This is a genomic window from Caballeronia sp. LZ029 (genome assembly GCF_031451275.1).
Taxonomy (GTDB): Bacteria; Pseudomonadota; Gammaproteobacteria; order Burkholderiales; family Burkholderiaceae; genus Caballeronia; species Caballeronia jiangsuensis.
Window position 1 is genome coordinate 305,412 of the sequence record NZ_JARUXO010000004.1, and the last position, 17,693, is coordinate 323,104.

At 63.6% G+C, this 17,693-nt stretch carries 21 protein-coding genes; 12 read left to right on the top strand and 9 right to left on the bottom strand.

Translation table 11 applies throughout. The annotated features are described in order from the left end of the window. Positions 1–7: 7 nt before the first annotated feature. The 4 genes from QCE73_RS27340 (at position 8) to QCE73_RS27355 (ending at position 3,190) form a co-directional block, all read left to right on the top strand. Positions 8–946, top strand: a complete 939-nt coding sequence (locus QCE73_RS27340; RefSeq protein WP_309884411.1) for a LysR family transcriptional regulator — start codon at positions 8–10, stop codon at positions 944–946. Positions 947–1,107: 161 nt separating this feature from the next. Beyond that, on the top strand, positions 1,108–2,121 hold the full coding sequence (locus QCE73_RS27345; RefSeq protein WP_035502487.1) for a 2-dehydropantoate 2-reductase: 1,014 nt from the start codon (positions 1,108–1,110) through the stop codon (positions 2,119–2,121). 114 nt (positions 2,122–2,235) lie between these two features. Continuing rightward, complete coding sequence (locus QCE73_RS27350; RefSeq protein ID WP_075583861.1) at positions 2,236–2,457, top strand: hypothetical protein; 222 nt, start codon at positions 2,236–2,238, stop codon at positions 2,455–2,457. Further along, positions 2,447–3,190 (top strand): GntR family transcriptional regulator, encoded by a 744-nt coding sequence (locus tag QCE73_RS27355; protein ID WP_035502489.1) that lies wholly within the window; start codon positions 2,447–2,449, stop codon positions 3,188–3,190. Before QCE73_RS27350 ends, QCE73_RS27355 begins: the two co-directional genes overlap by 11 nt. An 89-nt stretch (positions 3,191–3,279) precedes the next feature. Here QCE73_RS27355 and sucD read toward each other — a convergent pair whose 3' ends face one another. Next, positions 3,280–4,152 (bottom strand): succinate--CoA ligase subunit alpha, encoded by an 873-nt coding sequence (sucD, locus tag QCE73_RS27360; protein WP_309884412.1) that lies wholly within the window; start codon positions 4,150–4,152, stop codon positions 3,280–3,282. Between the two features lie 12 nt (positions 4,153–4,164). Continuing rightward, on the bottom strand, positions 4,165–5,355 hold the full coding sequence (sucC, locus tag QCE73_RS27365) for an ADP-forming succinate--CoA ligase subunit beta (protein ID WP_035502492.1): 1,191 nt from the start codon (positions 5,353–5,355) through the stop codon (positions 4,165–4,167). Between the two features lie 160 nt (positions 5,356–5,515). On the opposite strand from sucC, the gene QCE73_RS27370 reads away from it, so the two are divergent. The 4 genes from QCE73_RS27370 (at position 5,516) to QCE73_RS27385 (ending at position 8,810) form a co-directional block, all read left to right on the top strand. After that, positions 5,516–5,725 carry a hypothetical protein gene (locus QCE73_RS27370; RefSeq protein ID WP_309884413.1) on the top strand — a complete coding sequence of 70 codons (210 nt, stop codon included), beginning with the start codon at positions 5,516–5,518 and terminating at the stop codon, positions 5,723–5,725. Between the two features lie 44 nt (positions 5,726–5,769). Beyond that, positions 5,770–7,032, top strand: a complete 1,263-nt coding sequence (frc, locus tag QCE73_RS27375; protein ID WP_187605218.1) for a formyl-CoA transferase — start codon at positions 5,770–5,772, stop codon at positions 7,030–7,032. Positions 7,033–7,302: 270 nt separating this feature from the next. After that, a complete protein-coding gene (locus QCE73_RS27380; RefSeq protein WP_309884415.1) occupies positions 7,303–8,091 on the top strand; it encodes a fumarylacetoacetate hydrolase family protein in 789 nt (262 codons plus the stop codon). An 11-nt stretch (positions 8,092–8,102) separates the two neighbouring features. Continuing rightward, positions 8,103–8,810, top strand: a complete 708-nt coding sequence (locus QCE73_RS27385) for a hypothetical protein (RefSeq protein ID WP_309884416.1) — start codon at positions 8,103–8,105, stop codon at positions 8,808–8,810. A 69-nt stretch (positions 8,811–8,879) separates the two neighbouring features. On the opposite strand, the gene QCE73_RS27390 is transcribed toward QCE73_RS27385, so the two are convergent. The 3 genes from QCE73_RS27390 to QCE73_RS27400 all read right to left on the bottom strand — a co-directional run bounded on the left by QCE73_RS27390 (position 8,880) and on the right by QCE73_RS27400 (position 11,085). Next, on the bottom strand, positions 8,880–9,134 hold the full coding sequence (locus QCE73_RS27390; protein WP_035502499.1) for a CsbD family protein: 255 nt from the start codon (positions 9,132–9,134) through the stop codon (positions 8,880–8,882). An 86-nt stretch (positions 9,135–9,220) separates the two neighbouring features. Beyond that, positions 9,221–9,577 (bottom strand): response regulator, encoded by a 357-nt coding sequence (locus tag QCE73_RS27395; protein WP_309884417.1) that lies wholly within the window; start codon positions 9,575–9,577, stop codon positions 9,221–9,223. Beyond that, positions 9,574–11,085: an ATPase domain-containing protein gene (locus QCE73_RS27400; RefSeq protein ID WP_309884418.1), complete on the bottom strand. Its 1,512-nt coding sequence runs from the start codon at positions 11,083–11,085 to the stop codon at positions 9,574–9,576. Before QCE73_RS27400 ends, QCE73_RS27395 begins: the two co-directional genes overlap by 4 nt. A gap of 306 nt (positions 11,086–11,391) precedes the next feature. On the opposite strand from QCE73_RS27400, the gene QCE73_RS27405 reads away from it, so the two are divergent. From QCE73_RS27405 to QCE73_RS27415, 3 genes are all read left to right on the top strand, one after another. Beyond that, positions 11,392–11,751, top strand: a complete 360-nt coding sequence (locus QCE73_RS27405) for a hypothetical protein (RefSeq protein WP_309884419.1) — start codon at positions 11,392–11,394, stop codon at positions 11,749–11,751. A 102-nt stretch (positions 11,752–11,853) separates the two neighbouring features. Further along, a complete protein-coding gene (locus tag QCE73_RS27410; protein WP_309884420.1) occupies positions 11,854–12,480 on the top strand; it encodes a DUF2968 domain-containing protein in 627 nt (208 codons plus the stop codon). Between the two features lie 396 nt (positions 12,481–12,876). After that, positions 12,877–13,413, top strand: a complete 537-nt coding sequence (locus QCE73_RS27415) for an OmpA family protein (RefSeq protein ID WP_309884421.1) — start codon at positions 12,877–12,879, stop codon at positions 13,411–13,413. An 85-nt stretch (positions 13,414–13,498) separates the two neighbouring features. Here the strand turns inward: QCE73_RS27415 and QCE73_RS27420 are convergent, their stop codons facing one another. From QCE73_RS27420 to QCE73_RS27430, 3 genes are read right to left on the bottom strand one after another with little or no spacing between them, the layout of a single operon-like run. Continuing rightward, positions 13,499–14,014, bottom strand: a complete 516-nt coding sequence (locus QCE73_RS27420; protein ID WP_309884423.1) for a methylated-DNA--[protein]-cysteine S-methyltransferase — start codon at positions 14,012–14,014, stop codon at positions 13,499–13,501. A 38-nt stretch (positions 14,015–14,052) separates the two neighbouring features. Next, a complete protein-coding gene (locus QCE73_RS27425; protein WP_309884425.1) occupies positions 14,053–14,313 on the bottom strand; it encodes a hypothetical protein in 261 nt (86 codons plus the stop codon). Further along, entirely contained in the window at positions 14,306–15,064 is a 759-nt protein-coding gene (locus QCE73_RS27430) for a DNA/RNA non-specific endonuclease (protein ID WP_309884426.1), read from the bottom strand. The genes QCE73_RS27425 and QCE73_RS27430 overlap by 8 nt, the downstream gene beginning before the upstream one ends. A 137-nt stretch (positions 15,065–15,201) precedes the next feature. Here QCE73_RS27430 and QCE73_RS27435 point away from each other — a divergent pair, with 137 nt between their 5' ends. Beyond that, positions 15,202–16,251: an alpha/beta hydrolase gene (locus tag QCE73_RS27435; protein WP_309884427.1), complete on the top strand. Its 1,050-nt coding sequence runs from the start codon at positions 15,202–15,204 to the stop codon at positions 16,249–16,251. 1 nt (position 16,252) lies between these two features. Here the strand turns inward: QCE73_RS27435 and QCE73_RS27440 are convergent, their stop codons facing one another. Next, the gene (locus QCE73_RS27440) at positions 16,253–17,617 is read right to left on the bottom strand and encodes an MATE family efflux transporter (RefSeq protein WP_309885266.1); all 1,365 of its coding nucleotides are present in this window, start codon (positions 17,615–17,617) and stop codon (positions 16,253–16,255) included. Positions 17,618–17,693: the final 76 nt, after the last annotated feature.

Below are 17,693 nucleotides of genomic sequence, written 5' to 3' on the forward strand. Positions count from 1 at the left end.
TCGAGGCATGCCGCGCGAACCGTCTCCATCGCTCAGCGTATCGCTGCATCAGTTGAGATTGTTCGTCACGCTCGCGCGGCATCGCAGCTTCACGCGCGCGGGCGATGAATTCGGCATCACGCAATCGGCAGTCAGCCGCAGCATCAGAGAACTCGAAGACGAAGTCGCGCTGCGGCTCTTCGATCGCACCACGCGTCAGGTTGCACTCACCGACACCGGACGCCGCCTGCTCGCGCGCATAGCGCCGCTCGTCGAGGAACTGGAAGCGACGCTGCGGCCGCGCGCGCAGGAGGGCGGCGAGCCGGGCGTCGTGAATCTCGCGACCAGTTGCGGTCTCACCGCGAGCGTCTTGCCCGGCATGCTCGCGTCCTGCCGCGAGCGCTTGCCGGATATCACGATCGTGATGATGGATCGGCCGCAGAACGCCGTGCTGCAACTCGTTCGTTCTGGAGAGGCGGAACTGGGCGTCGTGATCGCGCCGGAGAATCTCGACGAACTCGCCGCCGAACCGCTTTTCGCCGATGGATTCGCGGCTGTCGTGAGCGCGTCGCATCGGTTCAGCGAGGCGGCGCGCATCGACTGGCAGCAGTTGCGCGGCACGCCGCTGCTCCTCCTCGATGACGACACCGGCAGCCTCGGCGCCATCGAAGCCGCGCTCGCGCTGCACGGCGTGACCGGCGCGGTTCGCCAGAAACTCACGCAGTCGGCGGCGGTTGCGCGCATGGCGGAAGCGGGACTCGGCGTCGGAATTCTGCCGATGCACGCGCGCGCCGCCTGCGACAGCGCGCAGGCGCGCTTCATCCCGCTCGTGCCGGACACGTCGCGCACGATCATGCTCGTGCGGCGCAAGAGCCGCGCGTTGCGAGCGAGCGCGGCGAGTGTGTGGTCGCACATCGTGGCGGCCTCGTCGCATACTGTGATCTCGGGTCAGCCTGTCGACGCCTGACCGGCGCTTTTCCCTGTATTCATCCCAACCCGCGGCGCGCCTCGCGCATGCGGGTTTCCGCTCGTCCGCAAGAACACGATTCGCCTTGTTCTTGGTCGATACGGAATGTAGTATCTTGTATATCAGAGAGCTAAAAGGCTACAACCCTCAGGAGACGAACCATGAAAATCTGCGTGTACGGCGCCGGCGCGATCGGCGGATATATGGGTGCGCAACTGGCGCGCGCCGGAGCGGAAGTCAGTTTCGTCGCGCGCGGGCCGCATCTCGCGGCCATGCAGGCGAACGGCGTGAAGCTGCGCATCGATGGTCAGGAGCACGTCGTCAAGGTGCGCTGCACGAACAATCCCGCCGAACTCGGTCCGCAGGATTACGTGATCATCGCGCTCAAGGCGCATTCGATTCCCGGCGTCGTCGATCTGATTCCGCCGCTGCTCGGCCCGGAGACGGCGATCGTCACGGCCGTCAACGGTCTTCCGTACTGGTACTTCTACAAGCACGGCGGCGAGCTCGAAGGCACGAAGTTGCAGAGCGTCGATCCTGGCGGCCGTCAATGGGACGTGTTCGGACCGGAACGCGCGATCGGCTGCGTGCTGCTGCCGGCGGCGGAGATCGCTGAGCCGGGCGTCATCGAGCATCACTACGGCAAGAAGTTTCCGATCGGCGAGCCGAGCGGCGAAATCACGCCGCGGCTGCAGGCGCTGCACGACATGATGGCCAAGGCGGACATGGAAGCGCCGATGCGCGACAACATCCGCGACGAAATCTGGCTGAAGCTCTGGGGCAACCTGTGCTTTAACCCGATCAGCGCGCTGACCGGCGCGACGCTCGACGTCCTGACGAGCGATCCCGGCACGCGCGCGCTCTCGAAGGCGATGATGCTGGAAGCGAAGGCCATCGGCGACAAGATCGGCGTGAACTTCCGCGTCGACGTGGAGCGGCGCATCAACGGCGCGGGCGCGGTCGGTGCGCACAAAACGTCGATGCTGATGGACTGCGAGGCCAATCGCCCGATGGAAATCGATCCGCTGATGACCGTCGTGCAGGAAATCGGCCGTCTCGTCCACGTGGACACGCCGATGCTCGATGCGGTGCTCGCATTGATCAAGCTGCGCGAAGGCGTGAATCAGGGCACGGCGAAGCCGCTGCCGCTCCCGCAATCTCAAAAAGCCGCCTAAACTGCAGACGAAGGCACCAGCGTTGTTTCTGATATACAAGATGCAAAATATGTTGATCTCTGTTGCGATGCAGCATATACTGAGGGCTCTTGAGTGATTTGACTGGAGCCTGAAATGAGCATCGCCCTGTTGGTGGTTGTCGGATTCGCGCTGGTTGCCGTGGGTACGGGTGTTACGTTTATGATTGCGTCGGCGGTGCCGCAGAGCATGCTGCAGCGCGCACAGAATCACGGTCGCTTCGCCGGTCTCGCGGCGGATGACCAGAACGGCGGTTCGGGCAAGCGTGTCGACGCTCGCCGTCCGCACATGGGAAATCAAGCCATCAATGCCATCTGATACTCAATCCGTAGACAGGCCGGAAGTTCGCCCCGACGTTCGTCCGTCCGGGCTCACGCTTTCGCTGGAGCCGATCAATGCCACGGTTTCGCTGCGCGATCAGGCGTACGCGAAACTGCGGCAGGCGATCGCCGAGGCGGACATCTACCGCTCGCGGGAAGAAATCCGTCTGGACGAGAAAGAGCTGACCGAAGCGCTCGGCGTCTCGCGAACACCCATCCGCGAGGCCATGACGCTGCTGGAGCAGGAAGGCTTCCTGCGCACGGTGCCGCGCCGGGGCGTCTATATCTTGCGCAAGACCAAGCGCGAGATCGTCGAGATGATCCACATGTGGGCGGCGCTGGAAAGCATGGCGGCGCGGCTCGCGACGCAGCGCGCGACGGACGAGGAAATCGCCCATCTGCGCCACATGTTCGACAACTTCCGCGACTCGACGCCCGCCGAGCACATCGACGAATATTCGGATGCGAATATCGCGTTCCATTCCGCAATCGTGCGTCTGTCGAAGTCGGAAATCATCTTCGAGACGATCAAGAACATCTTCGTGCACGTGCGCGCGATCCGGAAGATGACGATCTCGCAGAGCGACCGGGCGTCGCGCTCGATCGTCGATCACATGCGCATCATCGAGGCGCTGGAGAAGCGGGACACCGAACTGGTCGAGCGGCTCGTGAAGCAGCATTCGCTGGATCTGGCGGCGTTCGTCGAAGCGAATTGCGACTTTCTGGACTGATGCTGGATTGAAGTTCGAGTCATGAAAAAGGCTGCGTGGCGTTTGCCGCGCAGCCTTTTTTGCGTTCAGGCTCGCTGAACCGATACGACTTAGCGTATCGCGTGGACCATCGTTTCGCCGAGCGCGGCAGGCGAATCCGCGACATGGATGCCCGCCGACTTCATCGCGTCGATTTTCGCGCTCGCCGTGCCCGAGCCGCCCGAGATGATCGCGCCGGCGTGGCCCATGCGGCGTCCCGGCGGCGCCGTCGTCCCGGCGATGAAGCCGACCACCGGCTTTTTGGTCTTCGACTCCTTGAGGAATTGCGCGGCGTCCTCTTCCGCCGATCCGCCGATCTCCCCGATCATGATGATGCCTTCCGTGGCGTCGTCTTCGAGAAAGAGCGCGAGGCAGTCGATGAAATTCGTGCCGTTCACCGGATCGCCGCCGATGCCGATGCACGTCGTCTGCCCGAGCCCGGCGGCCGTCGTCTGCGCGACGGCCTCATACGTGAGCGTGCCCGAACGCGACACGATGCCGATTTTCCCCGGCTGGTGAATATGCCCCGGCATGATGCCGATCTTGCATTGCCCCGGCGTGATGACGCCCGGACAGTTCGGCCCGACGAGCCGGCTGTTCGAGCCGGCGAGCGCGCGCTTGACGCGCAGCATGTCGAGCACCGGAATGCCTTCCGTGATGCAGACGATGAACGGCACCTGCGCGTCGATGGCTTCGAGGATCGCATCGGCGGCAAAGGGCGGCGGCACGTAGATGACGGACGCGTCGGCGCCGGTATTCGCGACCGCATCGGCGACGGTGTCGAACACGGGCAACTCCAGATGCGTCGTGCCGCCCTTGCCGGGCGTCACGCCGCCGACCATGCGCGTGCCGTACGCGATCGCCTGCTCCGAGTGAAACGTGCCCTGTGCGCCGGTGAAGCCCTGGCAAATCACTTTCGTATCTTTATTGATCAAGACGCTCATGCTGGTGTCCTCTCAGTGAGCGACGGCGCCGACGATCTTGTCGGCGGCATCGGCGAGGTTTTCGGCGGGGATGATCGTGAGGCCGGAGGTGCGCAGGATTTCGCGGCCCGCATCGACATTCGTTCCGGCGAGGCGCACGACGAGCGGCACGCGCAGATCGACTTCGCGCGCGGCCGCGACGACGCCTTGCGCGATGACGTCGCAACGCATGATGCCGCCGAAGATGTTGACCAGAATGCCGCGCACTTTCGGGTCGCGCAGAATCAGCTTGAACGCGGTGGCGACGCGTTCCTGCGTCGCGCCGCCGCCGACATCGAGAAAGTTGGCCGGCTCGCCGCCGTATAGCTTGATGATGTCCATCGTGGCCATCGCGAGGCCGGCGCCGTTCACCATGCAGCCGATGTTGCCGTCGAGCGTCACGTAGTTCAGGCCGTGTTTCGCCGCTTCGATTTCGGCGGGATCTTCCTCGTCCACGTCGCGCAGCTTTTCGATGTCGGGATGGCGATAGAGCGCGTTATCGTCGAAATTGAGCTTGGCGTCGAGCGCCATCACGTCGCCGGAACCGGTCACGACGAGCGGATTCACTTCGACGATGGACGCGTCGAGATCGACGAACGCCTGATACAACGCCGTGATGAATTTCGACGCCGCGCCGACCTGCTTGCCGCTCAAGCCGAGGCCGAATGCGATCTGACGCGTGTGAAAGGGTTGCAGCCCGGTCGCCGGATCGATCGCGACCTTGAGTATCTTTTCCGGCGTGCGGTGCGCCACTTCCTCGATTTCCATGCCGCCTTCGGTCGACGCCATGATCGTGATGCGCGACGTGGCGCGATCGACCAGCATGCCGAGATACAACTCGCGCGCGATATCGCAGCCTTCCTCGATATAGAGACGCTTCACTTCCTTGCCCGCCGGCCCGGTCTGCTTCGTCACGAGCACCGATGCGAGCATCTTCTGCGCGTTCTCGCGCACCGCGTCGACGGACTTCACGACGCGCACGCCGCCTTTGCCGTCCGGATCGTTGGAAAAGCGTCCCGCGCCGCGGCCGCCGGCGTGAATCTGCGACTTCACGACCCAGACCGGTCCGCCGATCGCGCGCGCCGCGTCGGCGGCTTCCTGCGCGGAAAAGGCGACGCGGCCTTCCGGAACCGCGACGCCGTACTTTCGCAGCAGCGTCTTCGCCTGATATTCGTGGATGTTCATTGCGTCTCCTGATGTCCTCTAATGGGAGTAGGCGCGGCGAAAAAACGTGTCCGTCGTCGCGCTGAAATACTGTATATCAGATTTCACGGCGAGCAAATGGTTTTAGCGGGTATGGTGGAGTGACGCGGGTAATGGAAGAAACTTCGGAAGAATACGGTAGTTGCTGCGACGCAATATCGATGATGGCGAAAGCACCATCGGTAAAGCCTTTCAGACAATCGTGCAGTGCATCACAGGGTTTGTTCCGACCGAACTACAGTTGACTAATATTGTGTCTGGAATATTGTATATCACGGGAGCCGAGATGCTCGGCAGCTGCCGCGAGGATGCGCGCAAGGCTGGCACGATGGCGCAAAGGATGTACAAATGAATCTGAATCCATAAACGTCGAACTAAAGAATTGGGAGACAAGCCATGACGGTGAACAACTCTGGCAAGGCGCTGGACGGCGTGCGCATCCTGGATTTCACGCACGTTCAGTCGGGACCGACCTGCACGCAGCTGCTCGCGTGGTTCGGCGCGGACGTGATCAAGGTGGAGCGCGCGGGCGCTGGCGACATCACGCGGGAGCAACTCCGCGACATTCCCGACGCCGACAGCCTCTACTTCACGATGCTCAACCACAACAAGCGCTCGATCACCATCGACACCAAGAATCCCGAAGGGAAGAAGGTGCTCGAGACGCTCGTGAAGAAATGCGACGTGCTCGTCGAGAACTTCGCGCCGGGCGCGCTCGATCGCATGGGCTTTACGTGGGAGCGCATCCAGGAGTTGAATCCGCGGATGATCGTCGCGTCGGTGAAAGGCTTCGGCCCCGGACCCTATGAGGACTGCAAGGTCTACGAAAACGTCGCGCAATGCGCGGGCGGCGCGGCTTCGACGACCGGTTTCGACGACGGCCCGCCGGTGGTCAGCGGCGCGCAGATCGGCGATTCCGGCACGGGCCTGCATCTCGCGCTCGGCATCGTCACCGCGCTGTATCAGCGCAACACGAGCGGACGCGGCCAGAAAGTGCTCGCCGCGATGCAGGACGGCGTGCTCAACCTCTGTCGCGTGAAACTGCGCGATCAGCAACGGCTGGAACGCACCGGTGTGATGAAGGAATATCCGCAATACCCGAACGGCTCGTTCGGCGAAGCGGTGCCGCGCGCGGGCAATGCATCGGGCGGCGGTCAGCCTGGCTGGATTCTCAAGTGCAAGGGCTGGGAAACCGATCCGAACGCGTATATCTACTTCATCACGCAGGCGCCGGTGTGGGGTGAAATCTGCAAGGTGATCGGCAAGGAGGAATGGATCGACCATCCGGACTACAAGACGCCGAACGCGCGCCTGCCGCATCTGAAGGACATCTTTGCGGAGATCGAGCGCTGGACGATGTCGAAGACCAAATTCCAGGCGATGGAAATCCTCAACAAGCACGACATTCCGTGCGGCCCGATTCTCTCGATGAAGGAAATCGCCGAAGAGCCGTCGCTGCGCAAGACCGGGACGGTGGTCGAAGTCGATCATCCGGTGCGCGGCAAATATCTCACGGTCGGCAATCCGATCAAACTGTCCGACAGCCCGACGGAAGTCGTGCGTTCGCCATTACTCGGCGAGCATACGGACGAAGTCATGGCCGAACTCGGCTACACGCCCGATCAGGTCGCCACGCTGAAGAGTCTCGGCGCGATCTAGACGCCTCTCACGCACTTGTTTTGCCTCCCGCCGCCTTCGAAACAAGGCGGCGCGGACCCGGCACGTCCCTGGAAACCGGAGACGCGCGACATGAACAGCACGGTTGTCCTGTAACGAAGCAAAGCAGCCGGCCCATGCACGGAATTGCCCGTCATGGTGCTCGGCGCGAAGTACACGTGGGCCCGCGGCGCGGGCCTGATCCGATGTAAGGAGGAGGGGACGAGAGCGCGGGCCATGTACGCCCGCGCTCCTTTTCTCAGGGAGACAGACTTGACACACTGGATTCGTTTTCGCGATGCCGCCGGCAGCATCGGCTTCGGTACGCTCGATCAGCACTCGGGCCGCGTCGTGCAGCACGAAGGCGCGATGTTCGACCGCCCGCGCCCGACCGACATTTCCTTCGCCGCCGACGATCTCACGCTGCTCGCGCCGTGCCAGCCGAGCAAGGTCATCGCGCTGTGGAACAACTATTACGCGCTGTCGCAGAAGCTCGACAAGGCGCCGCCGCAGCATCCGCTCTTTCTGATCAAGCCGCCGATGTCGGTGATCGGGCCGAACGAGTCGATCCGCCGGCCGAAGAGCTATCAAGGCAAGATCGCTTACGAGGGCGAACTGGGCATCGTGATCGGCAAGACGGTGAGCGGGGCGTCGGTCGAGGAAGCGGAGGAGGCGATCTTCGGCTATACGTGCGTGAACGATGTCACCGCGATCGAGTTGCTTCAGCAAGATCCCAACTTCGCGCAGTGGTGCCGCTCGAAAGGCTTCGACACGTTCACGTGCCTTGGCCCCGCGATCGTCACGCCGGGCAACGGCTTCGACTGGCGCACAGCGAACGTCGTCACGACGCTCGAAGGCGTCGAGCGTCAGAACTATCCGCTCGACGACATGATCTTCTCGCCCGCCGAACAGGTGAGCATGCTGTCGCAGGACATGACGCTCGTGCCCGGCGATGTGATCGCGTGCGGCACGTCGATCGGCGTCGGATCGATCAAGGACGGCGCGCGCGTGGATGTGTCGATCGCGGGTATCGGCACGCTGTCGAACGTGCTGGCCGTCTGAAGGAGCGACGCATGTCCGATGCTCTGGCCGGCGCGCTGTGCGTGCTCGCGGCGTTGTCGGCGGGTTCGTCGATGCGGGCGGGCGCGGCGCGTGCCCATGCGCGTGCGTTGGCGGCCGCCGGCGCGGTGATCGTCGTCGCGGCCTGCGCGAGCGGCGGGACTGCCGCCATGACGACGCTGGCCGCCGCGCTCCTGCTCGCCGGTGTCGCGGGATTCGCCGGATATCGATTCGGCGGGAGCGCTTCGATCGCTTCGGGTGCATCGACGCACGCGTCGCTCACCACGATCGCTTTTGTCGCATGGGTGCTTCCGGGCGCGAACGGCGCGTATGCGGTTCTCGCAGGCGGCGCGATGGCGGCTCTGGCTTATCTCGTCTGCGCGCGGGCGAATCGCGAAAGCATGTCCTTGCAACCGCTGCATCTCGTTTGCGCGGGTGCGTGCGCGGCGCTCGCCTATGTGCTCGGCGCGCAACCCGGCGCGCACGCCGTGGTGCTGGTCGTTGCGATGGTCGCGCTGATCGGCGCGCATTTGTCGCTCGCGATGGGCGGCGCTGCGGGCGCGCCAGCCGCGAGCGCCTTGAGCGCGGCAGCGTCGTGCGGACTCGCCGTCGCGGCGGCGCTCGGCGGCGCGCATGGCGCGCTCCTCGTGGCGGCCGTCGCGATCGCCATCGGTTGCGCGCGGTCCGCGGCGCTCGCCGGCGTCGCGCACGAGGCGAAATAAACGAAGAAGCCGGCGTGGTTGCCCACGCCGGCTTCGTTTCCATGCGTCATGCGCTCTGCCAGTCGCGCATCAACGATCGCGGTTCCACAACGCGCCGAGCACGAAACCGACCGCCGCGGCGATCAGCACGCCCTGAATCGGCTGATTCGCAACCGCCAGGCGCACGTTGTCGACGGTCTGACCGTAGCTCTGCTGCAAGTTGCCATAGGCCTGCCGCACTTTGCCTTCGGCTTGCGTCGCTTCATCGCCGGTCAACGCGCCGACCGCGTCCTGTACCTTGCCGACGACTTTTTGTGCCGCGCCTTCCACTTGATCCTGCACCATGGTGCCTCCTTTCGGGTTGAGCGGTTTCTCGTAACTCCGGAATCGCCGGAACGCACCTCTACAGCACGCCGCGTGCCTAAGTCCGCTCAGGCCGGACCGATAAGGCTTCTGACGCTGTCGACCAGATCATCGATGGAAAGCGGCTTGCGGCGAAACTGCGCGTGCGGATGTTCGAGCGCCGGCGCATTGGCCGCCGCGCTCATGAGGATCACGGGCACGCCCGCGAGCCCGTCGCTCGCGGCCAGTTGCCGGATCAGCTCGACGCCGTCCATGTGCGGCATCATCCAGTCGGTAATGACGAGCGCGGGCGGATTCGCGCGCGCCGCGTCGAGCGCGGTGCGTCCGTTGGAAGCAGTTGAAACCTCGTAGCCCTCCATTTCGAGCACGAGGCGCCACGTTGTCAGAATGTCGAATTCATCGTCGACGACGAGGATTTTTTTCATGCGCGCGCGCCGGGATCCGACACAGAGAGCGCGGGCGCGAGCGTCGGGTGTCCGGAGAGCATTCCCGTCGGGCCAATGAAGCCTTCGCTGATATGCATGCCACGCGCGTCGATCGTGAGACGGCGAATCGCGGAATCGTGCGGGCCTTCGCGCTGCTTGACGATCGACACCATGCGATACAGCGCGGAATTCGCCTCCACGTACCGCATGAGCACGATGTTCTCCGTCATCGCGGACGCGCGCAGGGTCGTGGGCAGCCCCGCATCGCCGTAGAGCGGCAACTCCTCGGTGAGGACGGTGGTCACGCCCGCATCGCGCAGGCGGTGCGTGAGCGCGTTGAGAAAGAGCCCGAAGCGCTCGGTGCGGTTCGCGGATTGAAAGAATCCGTCGATACCGTCGACGACGAGCCGCGACGCGTTCGAGTCCCTTACCGCGTTCATCAGCTCGACGGCGAGCTCGTCGATCGCCAGTTCGACGGCCGGATGCCAGTGAATCGCGAGACGTCCGTCCTGCGCGGCCGGCACGAGATCGATACCGACCGACTGCGCTTTGGCCAGCAGCCGCTCGGGCGATTCGTACAGGCCGAAATAGACGCAACGCTCGCCGCGCTCCACGCCCGCCTGCAGGAACTTGAGCGACATGAGCGTCTTGCCGACGCCCGACGGCCCGACGAGCGTGGTCGTCGAGCCGCGCACGACGCCGCCGCCGAGCATCTGGTCGAAATCGGGAAACGCGAAGCCGAGCTTGCTCTTGAAGTCCGGCGTCCCGCGATCGTTGGCGGGCGACGCCTCGATGCGCGGAAAGGTCACGAGGCCGTTTTCGGTGATCTTGAAGAAGTGCTTGCCGAGCAGATGATCGCGGGCGCGCAGCTTGTGGACCTCGATCTCGCGGGCGCGGCGCATGCCGGTGTTGTAGCGGTTCAGTTCGATGAGCCCATCGACGAGCGTGTGCTCCGGATGCGGCTCGTTGCCGGAAAGCGGCGCGAGGATCAGCGTCGTGCAGCGCGCGGCGCTCACGAACGCCGACAGCTCGTGGATGAATTGCGAGAGTTCGAGCTCCGTCGAACTGAATTCGCGCGCGCTGCGAAATCCGTCGATGACCATGAAGCGCGGGCGGCTCGTCTTGATCGTCGCGGCGATCAGCGCAAGAAAGCCGGACAGGCCGTCGCGCATCAGTTCGTGATAGCCGGACACGAAGAGCATCCGGTCGGAGATGGCGTCGGCGTTGTAGAACGAGAGCGCCCGCAGGTGGGACAGCAGCTTGGTGTGCGATTCGGCGATCAGCGTGATGTACAGCACCATGTCGCCCTGCGCGACGCGGTGAAAGCCGATCTGCGACGAGAGAATCGTCTTGCCCGCGCCCGCCATCCCTTCGATCAGATACAGGCCGCCTTCGACGAGACCGCCGCCCAGGATGTCGTCCAGGCCCGCGACGCCGGTCGTCACGTTGCCGTCGTTGGCGGCGGGCTGTCTGGGTTGATCGGTCGAGTGCTTGTCGTCTTGAGTCATGGCATTTTCGTTTTTACTTGCCGATCGGCATTTTCGCGAAGGCGCATTATGGCGGACTCTTGGCAAGCTGTGGCTGCTTGTCGCACCGGCGATCCCCGCAGCCGCGCCTTTTCCGGGCCGGTCTCTGCTCTGTTGCTGCACTCCACGAGACGTGCGCGGCCATGCTTGCGCTGGCAAGCGAACGCCTGTTGTCCGCATTTTTCACGCCTGATCGCTCTATCGGATGGGATAGGCAGCCCGCGGGCCAGAATTGTTTGAGAACTCTCTCATGGGCAGGTGGCGCGACAACTGATGAAATGCCGAACGATGCAGTACACGAACGCCGCGTATGTTTCTCGCGGCGGCTCCATTCCGGCGCTCGTGCGCCCTCATTGCCTTCTCCTTGCCATGCACCGTTCGCACTCGATCCCGGGCGCTCTTGCGCCCATTGCCAGCTTTTTCGCGTTTTTAGCCATGTCCGCTGTGCCGGTTCACGCGGTCGAGTCTTTGCCCGACGCGCGCATTCTGTCTGCCACGCCGTTCGACTTCCGGGCGGACCGCGACATTTTCTCGCGCATGCCTGTCGAACACGGTGACTCGCGTATTTTCAAGCCGACAGAAACCGTGCGCAGCGCAAGCGAAGCGCGATTGATGACAGAACGTTTTACACGCCAGCCCACGATTTGAGTCGCGATCGGATATAAGCGATTTAGATCGTCTGGAGTTAATAGCATTAAACCGCCATAATCCTTTTCGGGCAATGTGCTTTACCGTTAAGGAAAAATCGCAATGAAGCGTTTGGTGATTGCGGAAATCGCGCTAATCGCGGCGAGTTTGTTTATGCCGCTTCCGTGGGCCTGCGCCGCCGGCGATATGCGCGCTGGTTCATCAACGGCCGTTACGACAAACGGCGATGTCGCGGAACTCGAAACGCTTATTACTGCCGGAAAGATCGTCGAATTGCGCAGGACTTCCAATGGCAGTTATGGCGCGAGTCTTTCGTATTATGCCGAGCAGATGACTTACTACGTCGCACTGTTTCAGCAAAACAATATCTGGCGCGTGTTTAAAGCGCAAAACGACGGTCGTGCCGACGCGGTTTATTCCGATTTCGCGAAAACATCGACCACGCTCGCCGATGCCGAAATCAAGCGCATCAAGCTCGAAGCAGAAAAGGCGTATGCCGACCGGCAAATTGCCGTCCAGCAGGAACGCGCCAATCGGCTGCAAACGGATCTCGATATTGCTCGCGCGCAGCAAAGTCAGGTGACGACCCATCAGCTGGAGCAGCAGAACGCGATCCGTGAATTGCGTACCGAGCAGGCGGCCGCGCAGGCGCAGCTTCGCGCGCTCCAGACGCGCGTGCAGGAACTGCAAAAACAGTCGGATGGCGATCTCCCCGCGCCGGTCAAATAGGCATTTCGATGTGCGCGCGTCAGCCCCCTGCAATTTGGGAGTTGTCCGCTTAAGGCGCACGAAACGCCGGGCTACAATCCCGCAGCTTTTGGATTGCTCATCGATAGTTGAACGCATCCGAAATCGAATCATGAATCTGCCTGCCGCCTTTGGGAATGTTCCCGGGCCCGGAAACAAAAGGCGCGCTTTCAGCGGCTTCGCGCTTTCAAATTGACTCGCATGTACACCAAATTGCTCACGAAAACTCTTGCCGTTAGTCTTACCGCCGCTGCTGCTCTCGCGGGCTGCTCGTCCACCTCGGGACCGGCGTTCAATATCAGTCAAATTCAGACGTCGGACGGCCAAAAGGCTTACCGCGCCGAATGCTACGGTGTTTTTGAGAATGGCAGCGCCTGTATGACCGCTGCTCAAAAGATGTGCGGCAATCAGCCGGTCAACGTGCTCCAGGCGCTCGCCGGCACGCACGCGCCCAAGGATCCCCGCAGCGTGATCTTCAATTGCGCGACGCCGGTACAGCAGGCACAGCCGGCTCCCGTCATGCCGGCAACGGAGCCGCAGCCGGCTCCAGCCAAGGCAATGGCCACCGCGCCGCGCAAGATCTCGCTCGACGAGAAAACGAACTTCGCGTTCGACAGCGCCGTGTTGACGCCTAAGGCCAAGGGCATTCTGAATCAGCTCGTCGCCGACTCGAAGGGTGCGAATTTCGCGTCGGTGACCGTCGAGGGTTATACGGATTCGACGGGCCCCGATGCCTACAACGTCGGTCTGTCGAAGCGTCGCGCGCAAGCGGTGCTCAGCTATCTGAAGGAGCGCGGCCTGCATGCCGACAGCTACTCGCTGAAGGGATTCGGCAAGGCGAACCCGATCGCGTCGAACGCAACGGACGTCGGTCGTGCGGAGAATCGTCGCGTGGAAGTCACGCTCACGCCGTAATCTCACGAAGTACGGCGCCCCACGAAAAAGCCCGCGAACCATCCGGTTCGCGGGCTTTTTCTTTTTCGCGCCGACGACGGCCGATTCAGAAGAGCGTGAGTTGCTCGCGGCCCGGCCCGCCTTCCAGCGTGAGCAAGTGACGCTTGCGCTCCACGCCGCCTGCGTAGCCGGTCAATTCCCCGTCGCCGCCGATCACGCGATGACACGGCACGATGATCGCAACCGGATTGCGGCCGTTCGCGCCGCCTACGGCCCGCGACGCGCCCATAGGCAAACCGAGCCGGCGCGCGAGATCGCCGTAGGTCCATGCTTCGCCGAAGGGAATCTGCCGCAGCGCATCCCAGACTTGCCGCTGAAACGCCGTTCCGGCGAGGTTCAGCGCGATCGAAAATTCCTTGCGTACGCCGGAGAAGTACTCGCCGATCTGTTCGCGCGCCTCGCCGATCACGCGCGATCTGGGCAACGAGTCGGACAGCGTCGGCTGCGGCAGACCATCGGGAAAATGCTTCTGTCCGACGAAGAAGAGCCCCGTCAGACAGTCGTTTTCGGCGCGATACAGGATGTGCCCGAGCGGGCTCGGGCCGACATGGCATTCGATCACTTCGATTCTCCGCGCGGCTGTTTCCGACGATCGCCGCTTCAGATGAACGGATTGTCGGCGGTGCCCGACGGCGCGCCCGGTTCGTCGGGCAGCTTCGCGGGCAGCGACGCATCGCTCTGCAATGCTTCGATGATCGCACCGATCGCCTTCTGAAGCGCGAGCGCGTTTGCGAGTCCCGCCTTGTCGCGCGCGATCGTCAGATCGGCGTTGATCGTCAGGCGCTTCACGCCGTTTTCGATGTTGACCGCGTCGCCCGCGATGTTCAACACGTCCGTATCGTTCGCAAATGGCTTAAACACCTTGCAACCCTCCAATTCGTTTGTCCTTCAGTGCGTCCGGTATGCCGGGAAACGCGAGGCCGCTCATCGCTTCCAGCTCGCGCACGGTTTTCATCGTGTAGGTGTTGGTCGGCGTGTTCTCGACCACCAACGCGAACGCGATCTGACGCTGCGGCAGATAAACCACCTTATACAGTTGCGTCGGCACGAACACGCGCGATTCGCCGATCGTCTGCAACTGACGTCCTGAAAAAAGCGGCCCCGTGACGACGAACGCCTCGCCCGATTCCTCGGTCAGCCTGCGCACCGCTTGCTCGATGCGCGACCAGATGCGCCGGTTGTTCGACGGATCCTGCGGCACGATGTTCGCGAGCGAGAACGATTCGGCCATGCCTTTCTTGCTCGCGCGATCGCCAGCGGGGCTCATGTGGCCGCGGTCGTAGCCGCTCTTCTTGTAATCGGAAAGCTGCGCGCTATCGCCGGGCGGCAGGCGCTTGTCGACGAAAAAGCGATTGGTGCGCGTGTTGTTCTTCGCTTCATCGACGCTGTTCGCGGTCAGATGCTCCGCCGACCAGAGCGGGCCTTTCGTGACGCCGGAGTGAAGCAGCGCGAAGTCGGTGTAGCAGACTTCCTGCGTCGCCGCGCGCATCTTCGAATTGACGACGACGGGCGCGCGGCCGTTCGGACTGAACTGCGGGCAGTCGTTCGCGGATGCGCTGACACAGACGAATGCGAAGAGCGCGGCGGCGAATGCCTTGATGCGGAATGGCATGCTTGAGAAGGTCCAGTCGACGTTCGGGGCCGCAAGTATAAGCGCTCGGGACAGCGCGCGGGGCGGGCGAGCGCGCGTGCGCGTGTGAAATTCAGGCGCGCTAGAATGCGTCGGCCGACGTCATCCCGAAACCAAAAATGAATTCGTCCGTTCTTCGTTCTCTGGTGTTGTCTCTCGCGTTGTCCTGCGCGTTTCACGCGCATGCCGAGGACGCCGCGCAATCGACCAGCAATGACGGTCCCGCCTATGGTCCCGAGTTGCAAGGTTTCGACTATCCGTATCCGGTTGCGCAGTTTGCGCTCACGTCGCAGCGCCAGGTCGTGCGCATGGCCTATATGGACGTGCATCCGCTGCATCCGAACGGCCGCACCGCGGTGCTTCTGCACGGCAAGAACTTCTGTTCGGCGACCTGGAAGCAGACCATCGAAACCTTGACCGATGCGGGCTATCGCGTGATTGCGCCGGATCAGATCGGCTTTTGCAAGTCGACCAAGCCCGCGCGCTATCAGTACAGCTTCCAGCAGCTCGCGCGCAACACGCATGCGCTGCTCGGTGCGCTCGGCGTATCGAAGGCGACGCTCATCGCGCATTCGACGGGCGGCATGCTAGCGGTACGCTATGCGTTGATGTATCCGCGTGAGACGGAGCAGCTCGTGCTCGTGAATCCGATCGGGCTCGAAGACTGGAAGGCGAAAGGCGTGCCGTCGATATCGATCGACGACTGGTACGCGCGCGAGCTGAAAACGAGCGCCGATGGCATCCGCCGTTACGAGACGAGCACGTATTACTCCGGCCAATGGCGCGCCGATTACGAACCGTGGGTGCAGATGCTCGCGGGCATGTATCGCGGGCCGGGCAAGGACGTCGTCGCGTGGAACTCGGCGCTGATTTACGACATGATTTACACGCAGCCGGTCGTCTACGAATTCGATCAGTTGAAAACGCCGACGCTGCTGCTGATCGGCGACAAGGACACGACCGCCATCGGCAAGGATTTCGCCCCGCCCGAGATTCGCCCGATGCTCGGCCGTTATCCGGATCTCGCGAAGCTGGCGAAGGAACGCATCGAGGGCGCGAGGCTCGTCGAGTTTCCCGAACTGGGCCACGCGCCGCAGATGCAGGACCCGGCGGCGTTCCACAAGGCGCTGCTCGATGGGCTCGCCGCCGTGAAGCCGCTTCCGCAGTGACTCACGTCCGATCGGGCGCGCACGACGCGCGCTCGATCGCGGGCACCTGAACCGCCAGCGTAATGCCGCGCGCCACCATGAAAAGCGTGAGCGCGAGCCACAGTCCGTGATTGCCGAGCGATCCCGCGAGCGCCCAGGCGGCGAGCAGGAACACCGCGAGCGAGACGGCCATCGCTTTCATGAGTTCATGCGTGCGGGTCGCGCCGATGAACACGCCGTCGAGCTGAAAGCCCGCCACCGATGCGAGCGGCAGAATCGACGCCCACGGCAGATAGCGCACCGCCGCCGCGTGCACGACGGCCTGATCGGTCAGCTTGCCGATGATCCATTCGCCGCTCATCCAGTAGACGACCGAGAAGCCCGCCGCGCCGATCGCCGACCAGAACATCGTGATCTTGACGGCCTGCCGGAACGCGTGACGGTCGCGCGCGCCGGCCGCCGCGCCGACGAGCGCTTCGGCCGCGTGCGCGAAGCCGTCGAGTCCGAACGACATGAAGGTCTGAAAATTGAGCAGGACGGCGTTGGCGGCGAGGATCGCGTCGCCCTCGCGCGCGCCCAGGTGCGCGAACCAGCCGTACGAGCCGAGCAGACAGATCGTGCGGATGAAGATGTCGCGGTTGATCGCGACGAGCCGCCTGAGCGCGTGCGCATCGAAGATCGCACGCGGCGCGAGCGGTGAGAGGCCGCGCGGACGCGAATGCCAGAGGATCGCGACGCCCAGCGCGAAGCCGCAAAAATCCGCGAAGGCCGTCGCCGCGCCGATGCCCGCGATGCCCCAGTCGAAGCGATACACGAACAGCAGCACCGCGACGATATTCACCAGATTGATGAAGATCTGCGTGACGAGCGCGAGCCGCACGCGCTGACAGCCGAGCAAATACCCGAGCACGACGTAATTGCCGAGCGCGAACGGCGCGGCCCAGATGCGCGCATGACAGTAAGCGCTCGCGGTGTCCTGCACGGCGGCGCTGCCGCCCAGCGCGACGAGCCCGTAGCGGATGATCGGCACCTGCAGCGCCAGCACCGCCGCGCCGATCGCGAGCGCGAGCAGCAGGGCGCGCAGCACGCTCGCGCGCAACGCCTCGTCGTCGTGCGCGCCGAACGCCTGCGCGACGAGTCCCGTCGTGCCCATGCGCAGAAAGCCGAAGCCCCAGAACACGAAGCTGAACACGAGCCCGCCGAGCGCGACGCCGCCGAGATACTGCGGCCCGTCGAGGTGCCCGGCGACGGCCGTATCGACCGCGCCGAGAATCGGCTGCGTGAGGTTGGCGAGGACGATCGGAAACGCGAGCGTCAACACGCGCTTGTGCCAATGCACGGGCAGCGCGGCGGTTTCGGTCGAATCGTTTTGTGGGGGCGTCTGCAAGGTGTTCGGGCCGGCGGTTCGTGACAAGCGCGTCATTGTCCGGGCGCGGCGATGGCGACGCAACTTCGGGCGGACG

Coding starts and splice junctions, on each gene's coding strand:
- QCE73_RS27340 (WP_309884411.1), top strand. CDS start 8: ATGCCGCGCGAACCGTCTCCATCGCTCAGCGTATCGCTGCATCAGTTG.
- sucD (WP_309884412.1), bottom strand. CDS start 4,152: ATGAGCGTCTTGATCAATAAAGATACGAAAGTGATTTGCCAGGGCTTC.
- QCE73_RS27405 (WP_309884419.1), top strand. CDS start 11,392: ATGCAGTACACGAACGCCGCGTATGTTTCTCGCGGCGGCTCCATTCCG.
- QCE73_RS27385 (WP_309884416.1), top strand. CDS start 8,103: ATGTCCGATGCTCTGGCCGGCGCGCTGTGCGTGCTCGCGGCGTTGTCG.
- sucC (WP_035502492.1), bottom strand. CDS start 5,355: ATGAACATCCACGAATATCAGGCGAAGACGCTGCTGCGAAAGTACGGC.
- QCE73_RS27415 (WP_309884421.1), top strand. CDS start 12,877: ATGACCGCTGCTCAAAAGATGTGCGGCAATCAGCCGGTCAACGTGCTC.
- QCE73_RS27395 (WP_309884417.1), bottom strand. CDS start 9,577: ATGAAAAAAATCCTCGTCGTCGACGATGAATTCGACATTCTGACAACG.
- QCE73_RS27435 (WP_309884427.1), top strand. CDS start 15,202: ATGAATTCGTCCGTTCTTCGTTCTCTGGTGTTGTCTCTCGCGTTGTCC.
- QCE73_RS27355 (WP_035502489.1), top strand. CDS start 2,447: ATGCCATCTGATACTCAATCCGTAGACAGGCCGGAAGTTCGCCCCGAC.
- QCE73_RS27430 (WP_309884426.1), bottom strand. CDS start 15,064: ATGCCATTCCGCATCAAGGCATTCGCCGCCGCGCTCTTCGCATTCGTC.
- QCE73_RS27350 (WP_075583861.1), top strand. CDS start 2,236: ATGAGCATCGCCCTGTTGGTGGTTGTCGGATTCGCGCTGGTTGCCGTG.
- QCE73_RS27400 (WP_309884418.1), bottom strand. CDS start 11,085: ATGACTCAAGACGACAAGCACTCGACCGATCAACCCAGACAGCCCGCC.
- QCE73_RS27410 (WP_309884420.1), top strand. CDS start 11,854: ATGAAGCGTTTGGTGATTGCGGAAATCGCGCTAATCGCGGCGAGTTTG.
- QCE73_RS27345 (WP_035502487.1), top strand. CDS start 1,108: ATGAAAATCTGCGTGTACGGCGCCGGCGCGATCGGCGGATATATGGGT.
- frc (WP_187605218.1), top strand. CDS start 5,770: ATGACGGTGAACAACTCTGGCAAGGCGCTGGACGGCGTGCGCATCCTG.
- QCE73_RS27390 (WP_035502499.1), bottom strand. CDS start 9,134: ATGGTGCAGGATCAAGTGGAAGGCGCGGCACAAAAAGTCGTCGGCAAG.